Below are 17904 nucleotides of genomic sequence, written 5' to 3' on the forward strand. Positions count from 1 at the left end.
CTATGGCTTCCATTATAAATCAAATATCGTTTCAAAACTTCTTTAATTATTATGGTCCGCTTGAGAATAATACTTACGAGTTCTCAGAAGGAGTTAATATAGTTGTAGCTGACAATGGCGGTGGAAAGTCTAAGTTTTTTAACGGTTTTCTATGGATTTTTTATGACGAGGTTCTCGACTCAGATACAAAAACCAGAAAGAATATCAAAAATCAGGCAGTCAAAGTCTGTTCAGATAAGGCTAAGTATGAAGCAGCTGTAAATGATATAATTGAGTGCAATGTAGCTATTGAATTTAGCGATAACAGATTTAGATATCGGATAAATAAAGGTTTTAGATTAAAAAAGTCAAAATCTGAGTCTTCACTCACTGATGGTTCAGATTGGCAGGTCTTTTTCAAAGATTTAGAAGTTTCAAAGAGAGATATTCAGCTTTTGGAGTTCCATGAGGTATATGATGATGACGAGCATAAAAGAATTCTTAATAAACTTATACAACCAAATCTAAGAGAATATTCTCTCTTCCAGGGAGAGGAAGTTGATAAGTTGATAGATTTTAATCAGGCTGATAGCTTACATAGAGCAGTTAAAAGTTTAACAGACATTAATAAATACGATGAACTAGAAAAGATAACTAAATATGTAGCAGACAGAGCTGAAAAAGATCTCAATGAAAGAGTAGCATCAAACGATGCTGCTTCCCAGAATTATCTGAAAAAGCTTGAAGAAAAAGAGACTAAGAAAAATTCTCTAGATAGCGAATTAGAAAAGCTTCAATCATATGAGCATTCATATGCCGAAAATAAGACTGAAGTTGATAAGCTTGAAAGTTTAAATGAGAATGCAGAAGCTAGAAAAGAATTTGATGATAAGATCAAAGATCAAAACGCCAAGCTAAAAACGCTTAAAGATGAATATGACCGCCTTGTTGAAAAATTAAATGAACGGTTTTTTGATGGCAGTTATGGCTGGATTGCAATGGGTTGTGAAAATGAAGTGTCAAGTTTCAAAGAAAAACTTAACAAGTATCGGGAAGTACGAACTTTGAAGAAGGCCGCTATATTAAGTGAAGATACCAACAGTCAAATAAATCTTCTCCCTCCTGATTCACCAGATTCCGTGACATTGCAAACTATGATAGATAAGGGGCACTGCTATGTGTGTGATCGCCCAGCTCCGGAGAATTCTGCCCCCTGGAAACACATTGCTAGTTTATTGAACAGGAAGGATTCTGGGCAGAATAAGTCAGTTCAAATTTTCAAGAACGATCTAAATGACTTCTTTGGTGACATTCAGCTAGGAGCCCAACCTTATGTAGGAAGGATAGGAGGAATTCAACATTCTATTACTCGAACTAGAGAAAAGGAGCAAGAACTATTAGAACGAATAACAAAAGTAAAAGACAAGATCAAAAGCTTAAAAGATGAGCGTTCTCACTTAATTATAGGTGATGAGGATAATATGGCAGATGCTCGTCAAATTATGGCGCAATATAAAGGAGCATTAACCCGGCTACAAAAATCTGAGGATGATATCGTAAAAGCTAAAAATCGAATAGAATCATTAAATGAAGGAATAAGAAAAGATGAAAATGAATTAGGAAGAATGAGACCTCAGGATACGCCTAAAGAATATGAGTTACATCTCGACATTTCGGCTGATTTGCGAAATGCTGCTCAACGAACCAAGGTAAGAGTTTTTGATGGTATGATCCTAAAACTCGAAAAGGAGGCTAACCAACATTTTCAAAACCTCATCAAGTATAATGAATTAGCTGGCGGTATTCTAAAATTTGAAAAAAATCCAAGAGGAACGATAGATTTTAAATACATAGATGAACAAGGAAATGAAGTAACTGGGGCTTCAGAAGGTTTTCAAAGAATGAAGGTACTAGCGGTGCTTATGGCGATCATTTCAGTAAATCCTTATGGCTATTTGTATCCATTATTAGCAGATGCACCATTATCCGCATTTGGTCAGGGTTTTATAAAAGGATTTTTCGAGGAGACTGAAAAAGTGTTCCCTCAAAGTATCATCTTGATAAAAGACCTATATGATCGTGATTCAGAAAATAAACTTAATAAATTAGGTAATGAGCTTCTGAAAAATAATAGTGTGAGTACGATGTACTTAAACCAAATCCCGAGAAACCTTAAACAGGTTGAAGTTTATACTGAACATAAAAAAATTAAATAATGACGAGTAGTGAATTCAGAGAAATTATACTTATAAAGTATCCAAGATTTCCTAAATCGGTGGAATATCTGTTTGTAAAGCTTGCCAATAAACAGAAAAAAGGGGAATTCTCCCAGTTCGGACCATTATATGAATTATATGTCTATTCTTTTTATTTAGGACTGAAGCTGGACAGTAGAATCGAATTGCCAACAGGAAATTCATACTCTGATAAATTTGAAAAAATTGGAGGTTGGAAAAGTGCCTCCCCACTAATTGATTTTCTTTTATTAACCATTTTTAGTAGATCAGATGAGATAGGTTTTGACTGGAACGAGTTAGAGGATATGGATGAGAAGGAGTTGGCGGAGGTTGTTCGAAAAATCGTCACATTTATAGAAGAGTATGCTTATGGAGGGTTGATCTTTCTCAAAAATAAATTTGACAATGGTGAATTGGACAATACCCAATATTTATTTGTGGATCTGCTAAATGATTTGTCAAAGATTAAAGCTGATTTCATTTCCGAGGATAAATGAAATTTGAAAATTATTAAAGTGTCGGCTCCCCGGTTTTTCGGGAGGAGGTCAAAATTAAAATCACTTCTATCACTATTACTATGGGTGTTCATTTTGGGTAATCCTGGAGGGGTTATCTACTGTGAACACCCCCTGCGGCTGCCCGGGCATAATTCACCGGGTTCATCCCTTGAAGGCTGTCATGGGGCCGCATCTGGTTGTAATCCTTCAGCCACACCTGGGCAATCTGCCGCACCTGATCTAGAGAGTCATTCAGGTGCACGTCCAGCATATTTCTTCTAAAGGTACCATTGAAGCGCTTCACAAAGGAGTTCTTAGTCGGTTTGCCCAGCTGGATATAAAGAAACTCAATGCCGTGCATGCGGCTCCACTCCTCCATCAGCGAGGCGATCAGCTCCGGGCCGTTGTCCATGCGGATGCGCTGTGGCTTTTCTCTTCATTTGATCAGGTGGTTCAGCACCCATACTACCCGGTTGCTCTTCAAAGAGAAGTCGATCTCGATGTGCAGGGCCTCCCGGTTGAAGTCGTCCATCACGTGGAAGGAGCGGAACTTGCGGCCGTTAGCCAGCGCATCGCTCATGAAGTCAATCGACCAGGTGTGGTCTAGTTCCCCTGGCACCTGCAAAGGTTCTTTTACCCGTTCAGGTAGCCGCTTTTTGGCTTTCCGGCGGAGACTCAAACCAATCTTCTTGCAGACCCGGTGCACCCGTTTGTGGTTCCAGGGGCGGCCTTCCTTACGCAGGCGGTGATAAGCCTTCCAGAAGCCCTCCTGGGGGTGCAACTCGGCCTTCTGCCGGAGTGCCTCTTCCACGACAGTGTTATCTTTTTGCACTGGTAATAGTAGACGCACTTGCTTAGATTCAGTACCCGGCACGCCCTGCTGATGCGTATCCGCCCGACCAAGTGCATCTTTCCGGCCTAAGGCGCAGGGTTTAGTTTTGCTGGCAAAAAAAGCAAGATGACCCATCAAGAGAAAATGCTCCACTTAGTGGAGATGTATGAAGAAAGTGGCCTGAGCCAGCGGGCCTTCTGCCAGGAGCAGCATTTGAAGGTCTCCCGACCTGGGGCTGGGAAGCCTACTCCTGCGCGATCTGGCGCTTCTGGCAGGGCGCTAGAGCTTTTTTTCGATATCTCCCTGGCTACTTTCAGGTCCAGGGCCAGCTCAGCGTACATGGCCCTGAGGCGGCGGTTCTCCTCCTCCAGCTCCTTGAGACGCTTGAGCTCGGTAGCATCCATGCCGTTGTAGCACTGGCGCCACTTGTAAAAAGCAGCCTAGCTCACGCCGTGCTCCCAGCTGATCTCGACCGCGCTTTTACCATCTTCGAATTCCTTCAGGATCTTGGCGATCTGCTGGGGGGTAAATATTTTCCTTTTCATAAACAACTGTTCAAAGTTAAGGGGGTTTCTCTACTTTAAAACAATTCTGTTTTGGGGTGAGCTCACAATATAGTAGTCTTTATTGTGCTAAAAGTTTCAATTTTACACACCAAATTCGTGAGCTAACAAATCTAGCTCCTCTTCTAATTGGCTAATTTTAGTTCTTCTCGCTTTATTATATTCAAGCATACCTTTTATGACTCTGAACAAATAAACCTTCTCATTAAAGTCTAGATGAAAGTCTTCTAAGTTTATTTGTCCAATTGGTACGTTTCCTTGAAAAATAAACCAAAACACCTTACCTAATTGGAAGACATCTGAAAATTCATCAATTATACAATCATGTAATAAATCTGTTTTCTCCGTAAGATGTTTATTCATTGCCTCAGGAGAAAGCCAACCATAGGGTCCGATTTTTTCGCCTACTTCATCTAATACATCTTCTCGTTTCCCATTATGAATCAAACCTAGGTCACTAATTTTCCATCTTTTTATCCCAGTATTATTTGTGGTGAATAGTAAAATATTATCTGGTTTGATATCTCTATGGAAAATTGTCTTACCATGTAATTGTTTCACAGCTCGCATAATATCAATACAGATACCTATGCGAGACTGACTATCTAAATCGGTGGTTGAAAGAATAAATTCTTTCAGGTCAGTTTCAGCTTTTTCCATAATAAAGTATGGAAAATTATTCGATCCAACTTTCAACTCCCCCTCATTATAAAACTCTACTATATTTGGGAAGCTTTCTGCTTTGGCAATTTTAAGTGCTTCTACCTCTTGATCAAATCTCGCGTTCCTTTTCCTATTAAACTGATAGTTTGTTCTATCATAAGTGTTTAATCCTCTTATTTCCTTTGGTGTTAATAAAGGTAAGCGTGGATATTTAGAAAACTTTATTACTCTGTCTATATTTTCGTCTGCATCATGAACAATAAAAACACTAGAATTTCCTCCTTTAGATTTCGAGGAGGTGTTACTTAAGCTTCTAATTGAATAAACTTTGTTCTTTACTTCAATTATATCCTTCCTAGGATCGTTTGAAAGGAAAACGCCACTTTTACCTGACCTCATTCTAGAATACTATTGGAGCCTTCCTCTTATTATTAATAGAAGTAGGATTGATTGTTAAATAATCTTGGACATGTAATGAGTCAGTTTCATCAAGATCATAAAAGTCTAAAATTTCTTCCTGAGTCTCATTTAACGTTTCAGAATTGTTAGTAAGTAACTCTTCAAAAAAAGCAAGGCGTGCTCCTCGAGCTTCAGAAGAATTAGATTGACTTACACAATTAAAAGCATATTCTTGCAGAGCAATGCAATCATCATTAGATGGTAAGATATCTGGTCCAATGACGACTAAAATTTTGTAAAAAGTTACCAATTCCTCATAGTCCATATCCTTAACTCTTTTCAAAAATCCAAAAAGGGTATAAAAGTCATTTTTCTGTTTATACCTTGTTTTATTAATAGGATAGATGTTATTGAACTTTTGAACAATCCTAAGAAGTTCAAAGAAGTCGTTTTTTAAAGAATTAGCCTCTTCGCGAGTTTCAACTACATCATATAACTTATCTGCATATTTCTTTTTGTCCGTAATGTCGTACTTTATTTGAGCGACTAATTCCGAAATAAAATCAACATCAATCATCCTTTCAGTTGCTGCATCACTGAATAGGTTTAAAGAGTTAAAGTCTTGGCTTTCGGCTAAACTTTCAACAAGCTCTAAAAATATGCTATTAGCTTTTTGAGCTTTAAGCTTTTCTTGCCTGTTTAGTTTTGAACCGTAATTATTTACCCTGTAATAAAAGTCTTCGATTGTATCATCATCACTTTTACCAATAACTACAACAGAGATTTTATAATCTAAGATTTCTTTGGGATTTTGTTCATCAAAATATTCTTTGTTAAGGTCTGGATACAATTTTTTAACATACCCTATTAATGTACGGGTTCTTTGTTGACCATCAACCATATCATAAACTTCATTATCCTGCTTATGCAAGAAAAACGCAGGTAATGGGTACCCAATCTTAATTGAATCAATCAACCTTTTTTTTGCTTGTAATGTCCAAATATCATTTCGTTGATATGAAGGAGATAAGTTTAATTTCTCGTCTTCGTACAATCTGATAAGGTCGTTCACAGACCATTCTAATGTGGTATAGTTCATGAAAGTTAAATAAAACAAGCAGCACAGCCTTCACTTTCCGAATCATCCAAAATATCTAGAAGATACTGTGATTTAGTAGCTGTAGCGCGCTCTTGGCGTTTAATATACTCTTCTTTTATTTGCTTTATTCTCTCTGGCCTGATCAACTCCGAAAGACTTTCTTTTTGGTTCCAATTATAGCCATCTTTCTCATACTCTAGTGCCTTTTGAAAAAGCTCAGGATGTTGCTCATATAGCCATACCCATTCGATTTTTTGTTGAAAAAAGCAGAAGTAGCAGCCAGAGCGGCTGCGGGAATATTGACCTTTTTTCCCACCTACTTCAAACTCTACTTTCTTATAATATGAAGGTACACCTACACCACTCTCCTCTAAAATTCTGAAAACATCATCACGTACAATCACCTCTTCATTCTCAAGCAGTGGAAAGTCGCTTTCCTTTGCTAATGGGTAACTTGTAGTCTTTAAGAATTCGAATATGAGGTAATTAGTCTCCTTAACTCCTTGACTAAATAATTCTGCGAGCTTACTCTGCTGATTATAGCGAGGAGTAACTTCTTTGGCTAGAACATCTATAAAGTCAGCTTTTTTCTTCTCTAGATCTACAACATCAGCAAGTGCAATAGCTTTTTCTATCTCAAATTTCAGAAATTTAGATATAACATCTTCACTCCAAATATTTTGGCGGTATGGGAATATCGATTGAATATTTGTACGTCTTGAGATATACCCTTCTCGGTCTTCATCACCTCGTATACCAACATATGACACTACAAGATCTTCCCCAACATACTTTTCAAAAGGCTCAAGCTTAAGCTTCTTCGTACACCATCTAGACATCGACGAAGGCAGATATCCTCCGTAAGATTGCAGGAAGTGATCAAATGGGTCCAAATGACTGCCTTCAGCACCCTTTAATATTTGAATTGGTTTCCCTAGGTAAATCTTTAGATTCTCAATTAACTGATACGTTTCATCAAGCTCTTTACCAGTATCACTTGTATAGTATTCTATATCAAGGTTAGGATATTTATCCTTCATATAGATAGCTAAAGCTGCGCTATCTTTTCCCCCCGATATTCCTAATACATGTCTTATTTTAGCCATTCTGAATCAACTCTTTTAGTAGTTTAGCTAAAGCAGCTATATTGACTCTTGAGTCACTTGACAGAGATTTCTTAAATGTCTCCTTTACCTCATTTATCTCTGATGCTTTATCCTTTGGTAATCTAACTAAACTCTTCTTTATACCATCAACAAAAGTATTAAACTGTATACCTAATACTTCTTCTTTTTCATCGTTTATATCTTGTTTAGAAATCTCTGTTAAGCTATCTAGTTCTAGAATCAGAGATCCAAACTTATTATATAGCTGTATCTCCTCCTTATCGCTTATAGTATCTAGAGGTTTGCCTACTACTGCTTGGCAAAGAGACTCTAACCAAGCTTTTCTATCATCTATTTCTGAGCCTAATCGTTGCACGAAAGTCTTTTGATAACCGACTAGCATGTACTTCTTTAGCTGCTTAAATCTCTTTTGCAGGTGCTCTTTATATTCTTTAAAAGTTAAGCTGTCCCCGACTACCTCATTTTGTATGTATTCTTCAATCCTGTTTAATAATCGATCATAGCTTGTTCTTAATTCAGTAATAGCCTCTTGTAACTTTGGAACATACTGATCTAATGAGGACGCATTCTCTTGTAACTGCTGTGTTGACACACCGAGTGCTGCTGGGAACGCAACAAAAAAAGTTTCTTCAGGATCTTTCGATTTTATGATTGCCTCTCTTATTGCCAAAGCTTCCTTTGTTAATCTTTTCGTATTCTTAGAGTACTCTGGAAGCTGCTTATAGAAAACAAGGAAAGGCTTAATCGTTTCTATGAATGCCTGGTTTGAAAATATTTCTCTAGTTTCCTGATTTAAGAGCTCTCTATAACTATTGAACAGGTTTAGTTTTACTCCTTCTAAATCAAATGCTTTTATCCAATAGTCTTGAGGGTCTTTGGAAATTAATTCGAGGTTCTTTTCTGTAAGTTCAGGTATATAACCATCCTTGCCAAAAAGCGCAAAGTCATGCCTTTTCAAAAACAAGAATACTGGGACCCACAATGAAATTAAGCCTTCTTTTAACTTAAAAGGTTTTCTACCTAATTTCTCGACCAACCCCTGTAAATTTGTCTTTTCTTTCTTTGCTGTTTCTAAGAAGGCAAGACTGTGATTCCAAACGGCTTTAAAGGAAGAGTCAGCAGCAATGTTAACTTCTTTCCCTCCTGGTTCTAGCCCATTAACTTTTAGCAGAGTTATGTATATAGTTTTCTCAGGGGGAAACTTACCTTGAGCAAATGCTTGTTCAACGTCAATATAATGTTGTACTAGAGCCTCAAAGAGGTTCTTCTTTGCTGTATGTATGGCAGTCGAAACTCTATGCTTGTTAACTAGCTCATTCTTAAAAACAGGAGCACTTTTATATACTTGTTCAGAAATATCTGATAGTAATGAGTTGAACTGTTTCTTGGAGCTTGGCCTAACTTTTTGTCCATCCCAATACCAAATTATATCGGAGTTTTTACTATATAGATTATCAACCAAGTAGTGGTTTAAAAGCTTCTTCTGATGCTCAATGATACCGCTTAGCTCGCGCTTCGCCACTCTATCACCTTCATTCTCTTCTAGCACCTTCTTACTCTTCTCAATATCTAGAAGCAGTTTCTTTATATCAGCAGAGTTTTGATAGTAAGCGTACAGAATAGCTTCTTTTTGGTTTGCTGAAACTTCTTGAAGTTCTTCAATGCTTAGGGATTCATTGAATATAAGATTTATGAAGCCATCAACTTCTCCTTTTGGCTGGATATCAATAGGAGAATCAGATATAACAAATTCAAAAGCTCTCGGAGTACCTTTTTTATAAGATTCAGCTTTAGCTAAGACAGGTGGTAATAAAATATACTTTTCTAGTGCTGATTTTATGTTTTTGATATCACTTACTTTTCCAACTGCTTCCTTCATTGCAGCTTGGATATCTAGGTCAGTACCCCCAAAAAGAATGTATCTTTGGCTATAATTGCGGAAGAATATGATCTTCTTTGTTTCTAAACTATTTAAAAGCTCATCCGCGTTCGAAATTCCAAGGCTTAAGGAAGCATAGCTTGTCCAGAAGTTTCTATCTAAAACTGCACCAGAGGCTGCAAACACATTTACTAGACCAATAGCTTTTATTAACTTTATATAAGCTGCTAGGTCAGTTATCAATTCTCTCTCTACAATTTCTATAGAAGACTTTATTGAAGCCCAAGCTGCAAAGTCATCATTAAACCTCGACGTTAAATACGAATAGAAATTGAAGTGTAAGTAGTCATACACATTAGCTAAATTGTAGAAAGGATCTTGTACTGTCCTGTGGTGTGCGAGGCTAGTATGGTCCGTACTTTCAAGAAAAGAAAACAAAGACCTCTCATTTTGTCCGTAACGCTGTAGTGCGAGCGTTAGCACATTAGCTGATATTAAATCCAAAGGATATACCTTAGAATTTAATTCTTTACTAAAGCCTTCATTATAGTTAAAGGCTTTAGATTCTAAGAAGAGATCAAAAGAGCGTACAAGGCTGTTCTCATTAGTTTTAGTTGTTCTTACTTCAGCTATGTGCTCAGAGGCTAAGTAGAGTAACTGCTCAACAGGCTCATTGAAAGTCACATCTCTGAACCTTCCTTTAACTTTTGTCCACTCCTGCCTTTGTGAATCAGTTAATTCATATCCATAGCTTTCGAAGCTTTGGTGAATCGTTGTTATGAGCACAAAGTTATACTTTGTGTCATTTGCAAGTTCAGCTAACTGTTGAACAAAGTATAGTTCTCGCCCTGGATTATTTTGCGCAGCATATTCAAGAAGCTTACCAAATTCGTCAATCACAATAAATAGCAACGGCTGACTACCTAAGCCTTTGTAGAAGCTAACTAACTCCGTAAGAATGTTATCAGTAACATCTGTATCAACAGGTATATTTAGCTTGTTAGCAAAGGTCTCAATAATGCTCTTGTAAGAACCTACAATTTTGAGTGTCCCAAAGTTTTGGCCCTTTATGAAGGGCACGCTAAAGTAAGGCTTAGTGCCTTTCAAGCTTTGCTCAAGCGCAAGAAGAAAAGAAGATTTACCGGTGCCGTAAGAACCAATTAAATTAAATGAACGAACTCCATTTCTAAAGTCCTCAATAATTTGGCTTACTGTACGCTTGGCGTTAGGTGTAGGTATATATGTAACTTCTCTATCAATATCACGAATGATGTTGATAGAGGGGGTGTAATTATTTCTCATAATAAGAAGTAAGCATATCTATCGGATCAACTTTTCTCTTAAACTGTAATTCTTTGATACCTGCGTGATCAGTATAGATGATATCTGAAGAGTACTTTTCTTGAGCTTCCTGTATTTTTGACACAAGGCCAGCTCGGCTTAATGCAAATATATTTCCAGGACTATTAAAATCATTCTCAAGCGCTGGTAAGCTTATAGAAGAGCTGTAATTAGGGTTATCAAGTATAGAGTAAAGTAAAATTTCTACAGGTAAATTCTCTCTCTCTGTATTATTAATAAAAAGGACTTGTCTCGTCTTCTTCCTTGTTTTATCGGTATCATAGCTTTCTTCTTTTTGTACAGTACCTACTAAGTGCAAGTCAGTAAGTACACCTATAAAACTATCATCAAAATTCTTAAAGTCTTCTGCAGAAGACACATACATCTTCTTGAAGATATCAAAGTCATTTTGGATTGTATTAGAGTTAAAATTGAGACCAGAAACCACTTCTGATTTTCTCTTGATGAAAGCTTCATAGTTATCAGAGTTAAACTCCTGCCTTTCCTTTCTAAACTCATTAAATATCAAAGAATAGGTAGAAGCGAAACTTGTCTTAACTAAAAGGTAGTGTAACAGCCAAAGGCTAGCATCATCTTCCAAGTACTCATCAAACCCATTATCGTTCAATAAAAGCTCCCCAACTTCTGTTATTTGGTCTTGAGCGTCTGTTATACCAAAAGCCTTAAGCCAAAATCGAATAGAAGCAACCATGTTCTTACCTACCCCTAACTCAATTACAGCATCCTCATCTGTAAATAGCTTGTTTAATTTTAAGTAATCGTATCCTTTCTTAAGCCATAGCTGCCTGCACTGAAACTTTTCGTGTCCTGAGAAAGTGTACTTTGTTTGTAAATCTTGTTCTATAATCATATCTAAACGAGCCTGAATTTAAAGGCTGAAGAAACTATCAAAGATACAAATACTATATATAGATGCCTATTGAATAGCATTTAAAAACACTAATTACATTAGCATTAACTCTAACAATAGTTAACACAAAAGAAATAGGTTAACTGGTGAATGCAACAACACCTGCACTACTTATGCTTTTTTTAGTTATATTTCTTCTTCAGTACCCTCATGTCCTCCCCCACCTTCACATCCAGTATTTTGGCATAGTGCTGCGTGGTTCTCAGGTTCGTGTGCCCCAACATCTTCGACACGCTCTCCATCGGCACCCCATTGAGCAGCGTGACGGTGGTGGCAAAGGTGTGGCGGGCGGTGTGGAAGGTCATCTGCTTTTGAACCCCGCACAGGGCGGAGATCTCCTTTAAGTAAGCGTTCATCTTCTGGTTGCTCGGCACCGGCAGCACCCTCCCTTCATGAAGGCACTGCGGATGCAGTCTGTATTTATTGATGATCCGAAGAGCTGTTGGCAGCAGGGGAATCCGGGAAGGTGTATCCGTTTTCTGTCTCCTCTTATAAATCCATTGCTCCCCGTCTATACCCTTTTGCAAGTCCGTGTGCCTTAGCTTCTGCACGTCCACGTAGGCAAGGCCAGTGAAGCAGCTAAACAGGAAGATATCCCGCACTTGCGCCAGGCGTTCTGTAGGGAACTCTTTTTCCGCCAGCCGCTGCAGCTCCTCTTCTGAGAGGAACACCCGCTCCACGGTCTTTATCTTTGATTTATAGTTTGCGAAGGGATCCGAGGAAATCCACCCATTGGCCAGGCAGATACGGATGATCTTGCCGAAGTTCTTGATGTACTTGACGGCCGTATTGTTGGAGCACTTGCGTACGCTGCGCAGGTAGAACTCGTAGTCGGTGACAAAGGCATGGTCAACGTCCTTGATCTCCATGTCCTCCACCCCGTACTTCCATTGCATAAACTCCTGCGTATGTTTCAGCGAAGTAGTATAGCGCTCCAGGGTACCGGGGGCAAACTCATCCCCGACCAGTGCCGCTACTTTGCTGTTGTGCTCGGAGAAGACCTCCACCAGCGTCTTGCCCTTCTCTACTTTCCCCAGAAACTTGTTCTTGATGGCCTCCGCCGTCAGCGGCAGTCCTGCCTCTACGAGTTGGCGGTGTGCCTCGTACACCTTCGCCTGCAGGTTGTCCAGGTAGGCGTTCAATGACTTTGCCGCTGCCTTGGTGCCTATGGCGCGACCCACGGAGGAAATCCACCTCTCTGGCTCAACAGACCTGCTTGTGGTTAATTCAGCCCGCTTGCCAGCCACAGTGACACGCAGGTAGATCGGCACGGGGCCTGTTTGGTAGTTCTTTGGTTTCTTCAGATAGAAGAGGAGACTGAAATTGATACTCATAACAGTGACTTAAAAGGTTAAACAAATGTAGCCTTGCAGTCAACCGCAGTCAAGATGTACAACTTCCGTACACCCTGTTTATCAATCTGTTACACCTCTATTCGGTGAGTCATTGGAGGCGTTTGAGGAACTCACCGGACAACTCACCTAAACTATTGGAAAAGGTGTAAAATTTAGGAGTCCGGTAAAAACAAAAAAGCCTGCAAACTCTTGATTTGCAGGCTTTTAGCTGATTTTGGTATTCCTACCAGCAGAGAGTGAGGGATTCGAACCCCCGGACCTGTTACAGTCAACGGTTTTCAAGACCGCCGCGTTCGACCACTCCGCCAACTCTCTGTCTTAATTCGTGTACAAAAGTAGGGCACTGCCCCGAACTTTCAAAACTATACGTCAAAATTTTTCTTCAGTTTAGAGCAGGTATGCTCAACACATTGATCCTCAAATTAAAAATTTTCTATTCCGGCATTTCCTGCATGCACAAGTATAAACCTTATGCTTTTATACTTGCCATTTTACCTGAATGGGTGGTGGGGGTGCGTACCAGGCGCTTTGTGACCGTATCGATGCTGACGTTGATCTCGAAGCCAAGTATGAGGATCATGGAAACGAAGTCGAGCCAGATCATCAAACCGATCAGGGCGCCCATGGAGCCGTAGAACTTGTTGTAGGTGTCGAAAGCGCTGATGTAGAGCGAAAAGGCCATCGACACCAGGAAGATCAGCACCGTGGCCACCACCGCTCCTGCCGAGAAGAAGGGCCATTTATCCTCTATGGCCGGCACAAAATAGTAGATAAGCGAGGTAGCCAGCAGGAAGAGCAGCACAATAGCCACATACTTGAGAATCACCAGCAAGGTATACGTATAGCTCTCCGTCACCACCTCATAAAACACCAATACATCCAGTATCCACTGCCCAAAAAAGATAGCGGCCACCGCCGTCAGCAAGATCATACTGAGCACGACGGTAAGTATGGTAGCGATCAGGCGTTTACGCAGGTAAGTGCGTTTGTAGAAAGTATGGTACTTCTTGTCGAAGGCATCCATCAAAGACATAATGCCGTTGGTGGACAGCACCAGCGCGAACAGGAAACCAAAGGAGAGCAAGCCTCCACGGGGCTTGTTCACAATGTCCTCGATCGTGCCATAGGCCACGGTATACATCTCTTCGGGCAGTACATCGGCGATGAAGTCGAGGATGCTCTCACCCAGGTCCAGCGACAGGATGCTGGGGATGTAGGGGATGAGCGTGAAGAGGAAGATGATCGTTGGAAAGGTGGCCAGCGTAAAGTTGAAGGCCATGTACGAGGCGCGCTTGGTGATCGAGTCCAGGCGCAGCTCCCCTATCAGCACATCGGCCACATCATATACCGAAAACTTGCCATTGTTGAACCGCCACCGTTTGAGGAAAACGATGAACTTGCGGTAGGCGCGGCGGCGCTTCAGGTATTGCTGGTTCAGCCTCATTAACTAAAATACGGATCTAACTTCTCGTGTATGAGCGCGGGGATCTCCGTTGGGCGGCCTGACTTCATGTCCACAAACACCATCAACGTTTCGCCTATGGTTAGCAGCGTGCCCTCTTCGTTTAACACCTCGTACTCAAACTTTATACGTGTGCCGTGCGGCCTGCTTTTTACAAACAGCTTGATCGTGAGCAGGTCATCATACTTGGCAGGGCGGATAAACTTGCTCTTCAGCTCCAAGACCGGCATCATGGTACCCGTGGCCTCCATCTCTTTATACTCTATACCCAGGCGGCGGAAAACTTCGGTACGGGTTACCTCAAAATAGGCGGCGTAGTTGCCGTGGTACACGTAGCCCATCTGGTCGGTTTCGGCATAGCGCACGCGTAGCTGTATGTCGGATGCAAACATAGTTTTATTGTTGATTGCTAATAGTTGATTGTTTGAATACTATACGAGAGACTTTATTTTTATTATTGAAAAGTATAAAACCACCATCGGAGGCACAAATTTATACTTCATCTGGTCTCCAACAATTAGCAATTAACAACCAACAATTAAGCTTACCTCATAATATTCCGCTCGTTCAGGGCGCGGTGGAAGCGGCGCGCGTTGGCTTGGTGCTCGGCCACGGTGGTAGCGAAGGCGTGGTAGCCGGAGAAATCCTCCCGGGCGCAGAAGTACAGGTAGCTGTGCTCCTCCGGATTCAGCACAGCATCGATGCTGGAGATAACCGGCACATTGATGGGGCCGGGCGGCAGCCCTTTATACTTATAGGTGTTGTAAGGCGAGTCGTGCACCAGGTGCTTGTTGAGCACGCGGCGGATCGTAAAATCGCCCACGGCAAACACAACGGTAGGGTCGGCCTGCAGCAGCATGCCGCGCTGCAGGCGGTTCAAATACACGCCGGCCACGCGCGGCTTCTCGTCGCTCTTCAGCGTCTCGGCCTGCACAATGGAGGCCAGCGTGGATACCTGCTGCGGCGTCAGCCCCAGCTTCTCGGCCTTAGCTCTGCGCTCTTCTGTCCAGAACCTGTCATACTCTTTCTTCATGCGCTCCATCAGCTCCGGCGCCGTTATCGTCCAGTACACCTGGTAGGTGTTGGGGATGAACATGCTCACGATGTTGGTGGTGTCGAAGCCGAAGGTCTGCAGGTAGGCTGGGTCGTTTAGCAGGCTGTCCAGTTCCTGCTCGCTTGCTTCCAGGTCAGCAGCCAGCTTAGTGGCCAGCTGGCTGCGCAGGCGCACGTTGCTGAACGTGAGGTTAAGCGGGGTTTGCTCGCCCAGGCGCAGCACCCCGATCAGCTGGCGGTTGTTCCAGCCATGCTCCAGTTTGTAGCGGCCGGGCTTCACGAGCTTGTCGTAATCCATCAGTTTGGACATAAAGCGCAGCGAGAGCCTGTCGATGATCACGCCGCTTGCCTCCACGGAGTCCATGGCTTGCTTATAGGTCGCTCCTGTCGGGATGAGCACATACACATCACGTTCCTTGGTGTCCACGTTCATGGTGTACATGATCTGGTAGGCATAGTAGGAGAAGCTCACAAACAGGAACATGCCTAAGGCTATCAGGCTGGGCACCAGCCTGCTCTTTTTCTTGCGCTTCCGCTTTGCAATCGGGTTATTGACTTCGTTGGCCATAGTGTAAGTAAAAGGCGCGGACAAGGTTTTAGGTTCCGCCACCTTATTTTGAGGCCTCAAAAATAGCACATCCGCAGCTAATTAAGAATGCTCGGCCGCTAAAATGCCTTTTATACTTGCCTAAAGCATAGACCTGACCGCAGTTACAAGTATAAATCCTGCAAGGGGTGCTGCAACGGCACTTTGTTAACGGAATCTGGGAGCCGGCTATTTTATCCTCGCCGGGGCAATGTTGCAACATCACCTCCCCCATATCCAAAAAATACCACAACTGTACCGTAATTAGCGCCAGAGTTTATAAATTTGAGGAAACTAACCTAAAAGCTGTACATACATTTATACCCATAATATGGCAGGAGACATCAGACAGGCCCAGATCCAAACCCTTGAGCGCAAAAACGCCGAAGCCCTTCTTGGCGGTGGGAAGGAAAGAATTGAGGCTCAGCACAAGAAAGGCAAACTGACAGCCCGTGAGCGCATTCACCTCCTCATGGACGAAGGCTCTTTCGAGGAGATCGGCAAGTTCGTGATGCATCGCTCCAAAGACTTTGGCCTCGACAAGCAGTACTTCCTGGGCGATGGCGTGGTAACCGGCTACGGCACCATCAATGGCCGTCTGGTGTATGTGTTCTCGCAGGATTTTACCGTGCTGGGCGGCTCGCTGTCTGAGACTCATGCCGAGAAGATCGTGAAGATTATGGAGCTAGCCATGAAGAACGGTGCTCCGGTCATCGGCCTCAACGACTCCGGTGGGGCGCGAATACAGGAGGGTGTGGTGTCGCTGGGTGGCTATGCTGATATCTTCTACCGCAACACGCTCGCCTCCGGCGTCATCCCGCAGATCTCGGCCATCATGGGCCCATGCGCGGGCGGCGCTGTCTACTCCCCCGCCATCACCGACTTTATCATGATGGTGGAAGACACGTCTTACATGTTCGTGACCGGCCCTAACGTGGTGAAGACGGTAACGCACGAGGAGGTGACCTCCGAGGAGCTGGGCGGCGCCAGCACCCACAGCACCAAGAGCGGCGTAACGCACTTCTCCTGCGCCAACGAGGTAGAGTGCATCACCTATATCAAAACCCTTTTGAGCTACATCCCGCAGAACTGCGAGGAGTTGCCCCCATCGCTGCCATACGAGCCGCAGGCCGACGAAACCCGCGAGGTGCTCGACACCATCATCCCCGAGAATCCGAACCAGCCGTACGATATCCGCGAGGTGATCGAGGGCATTATCGATGCTGATTCTTTCTTTGAGGTGCACAAGAACTTCGGGGAGAACATCGTAGTAGGCTTTGCCCGACTGGGTGGCCGCAGCATTGGCATTGTGGGCAACCAACCTGCCGTGCTGGCCGGCGTGCTCGATATTAACGCCAGCACCAAAGCCGCCCGCTTCGTGCGCTTCTGCGACAGCTTCAACGTTCCGCTTCTAGTTCTAGAGGACGTCCCGGGCTTTTTGCCGGGTACCGACCAGGAGTGGCGCGGCATCATCACCAACGGTGCTAAGCTGCTCTATGCCTTCTGCGAGGCTACGGTTCCGCGTATCACCGTGATTACGCGCAAAGCTTACGGCGGCGCCTACGATGTAATGAACTCCAAGCATATTGGGGCCGACATGAACTTTGCCTGGCCGACAGCCGAGATCGCCGTCATGGGCGCGCAGGGCGCTGCTGAGATCATCTTTAAGCGCGAGATTGCGCAGGCAGAGGATCCGGAGGCCAAGCTGGCCGAGAAGGTACAGGAGTACAAGGAGAAGTTCGCCACACCGTACCGCGCCGCGCACCGCGGCTTCATCGACGAGGTGATCATGCCGTCGGAAACAAGGGCCAAATTGATAAAGGCGTTTAAGATGTTGGAAAACAAGGCAGTAACGCTGCCACGCAAGAAGCACGGAAACATTCCGTTGTAATTATTACTTA

General features: G+C 42.7%; 12 protein-coding genes, 1 tRNA gene and 2 pseudogenes. 3 read left to right on the top strand and 12 right to left on the bottom strand.

The features are described from left to right. The first annotated feature begins 2 nt into the window (after nucleotides 1-2). On the top strand, nucleotides 3-2195 hold the full coding sequence (locus OH144_RS13455) for an AAA family ATPase (protein WP_266202767.1): 2193 nt from the start codon (nucleotides 3-5) through the stop codon (nucleotides 2193-2195). Beyond that, a complete protein-coding gene (locus OH144_RS13460; protein WP_266202768.1) occupies nucleotides 2195-2713 on the top strand; it encodes a hypothetical protein in 519 nt (172 codons plus the stop codon). The genes OH144_RS13455 and OH144_RS13460 overlap by 1 nt, the downstream gene beginning before the upstream one ends. 142 nt (nucleotides 2714-2855) lie before the next feature. On the opposite strand, the pseudogene OH144_RS13465 reads toward OH144_RS13460, so the two are convergent. The 12 genes and pseudogenes from OH144_RS13465 to mltG form a co-directional block, all read right to left on the bottom strand. Beyond that, nucleotides 2856-3607 (bottom strand): annotated as a pseudogene (locus OH144_RS13465) (IS3 family transposase); the annotation flags it as partial. A 185-nt stretch (nucleotides 3608-3792) separates the two neighbouring features. Next, nucleotides 3793-4090: pseudogene (locus OH144_RS13470) on the bottom strand (transposase); the annotation flags it as partial. 102 nt (nucleotides 4091-4192) lie between these two features. Further along, nucleotides 4193-5170 (bottom strand): protein kinase domain-containing protein, encoded by a 978-nt coding sequence (locus OH144_RS13475; protein ID WP_266202769.1) that lies wholly within the window; start codon nucleotides 5168-5170, stop codon nucleotides 4193-4195. A gap of 1 nt (nucleotide 5171) precedes the next feature. Then, entirely contained in the window at nucleotides 5172-6269 is a 1098-nt protein-coding gene (locus OH144_RS13480; protein WP_266202770.1) for a DUF262 domain-containing protein, read from the bottom strand. A gap of 5 nt (nucleotides 6270-6274) precedes the next feature. After that, on the bottom strand, nucleotides 6275-7375 hold the full coding sequence (locus tag OH144_RS13485) for a phosphoadenosine phosphosulfate reductase family protein (protein ID WP_266202771.1): 1101 nt from the start codon (nucleotides 7373-7375) through the stop codon (nucleotides 6275-6277). Continuing rightward, nucleotides 7368-10577, bottom strand: coding sequence for a hypothetical protein (locus tag OH144_RS13490; protein WP_266202772.1), 3210 nt, complete (start codon nucleotides 10575-10577; stop codon nucleotides 7368-7370). Before OH144_RS13490 ends, OH144_RS13485 begins: the two co-directional genes overlap by 8 nt. After that, the gene (locus OH144_RS13495) at nucleotides 10567-11487 is read right to left on the bottom strand and encodes a DUF4007 family protein (RefSeq protein ID WP_266202773.1); all 921 of its coding nucleotides are present in this window, start codon (nucleotides 11485-11487) and stop codon (nucleotides 10567-10569) included. Before OH144_RS13495 ends, OH144_RS13490 begins: the two co-directional genes overlap by 11 nt. A gap of 182 nt (nucleotides 11488-11669) precedes the next feature. Then, nucleotides 11670-12881 (bottom strand): site-specific integrase, encoded by a 1212-nt coding sequence (locus OH144_RS13500; protein ID WP_266202774.1) that lies wholly within the window; start codon nucleotides 12879-12881, stop codon nucleotides 11670-11672. Nucleotides 12882-13132: 251 nt separating this feature from the next. Further along, nucleotides 13133-13217, bottom strand: a tRNA-Ser gene (locus OH144_RS13505). A 154-nt stretch (nucleotides 13218-13371) separates the two neighbouring features. Beyond that, entirely contained in the window at nucleotides 13372-14346 is a 975-nt protein-coding gene (locus tag OH144_RS13510; RefSeq protein WP_266202775.1) for a YihY/virulence factor BrkB family protein, read from the bottom strand. Continuing rightward, the gene (locus OH144_RS13515) at nucleotides 14346-14756 is read right to left on the bottom strand and encodes an acyl-CoA thioesterase (protein WP_266202776.1); all 411 of its coding nucleotides are present in this window, start codon (nucleotides 14754-14756) and stop codon (nucleotides 14346-14348) included. Before OH144_RS13515 ends, OH144_RS13510 begins: the two co-directional genes overlap by 1 nt. A 152-nt stretch (nucleotides 14757-14908) precedes the next feature. Next, nucleotides 14909-15985: an endolytic transglycosylase MltG gene (gene mltG / locus OH144_RS13520; RefSeq protein ID WP_266202777.1), complete on the bottom strand. Its 1077-nt coding sequence runs from the start codon at nucleotides 15983-15985 to the stop codon at nucleotides 14909-14911. Between the two features lie 349 nt (nucleotides 15986-16334). Between mltG and OH144_RS13525 the strand changes: the two genes are divergently transcribed. After that, entirely contained in the window at nucleotides 16335-17894 is a 1560-nt protein-coding gene (locus tag OH144_RS13525; RefSeq protein WP_266202778.1) for an acyl-CoA carboxylase subunit beta, read from the top strand. Nucleotides 17895-17904: the final 10 nt, after the last annotated feature.

Origin of the sequence: Pontibacter kalidii (genome assembly GCF_026278245.1) — a bacterium.
In the GTDB taxonomy this organism is placed as follows: domain Bacteria; phylum Bacteroidota; class Bacteroidia; order Cytophagales; family Hymenobacteraceae; genus Pontibacter; species Pontibacter kalidii.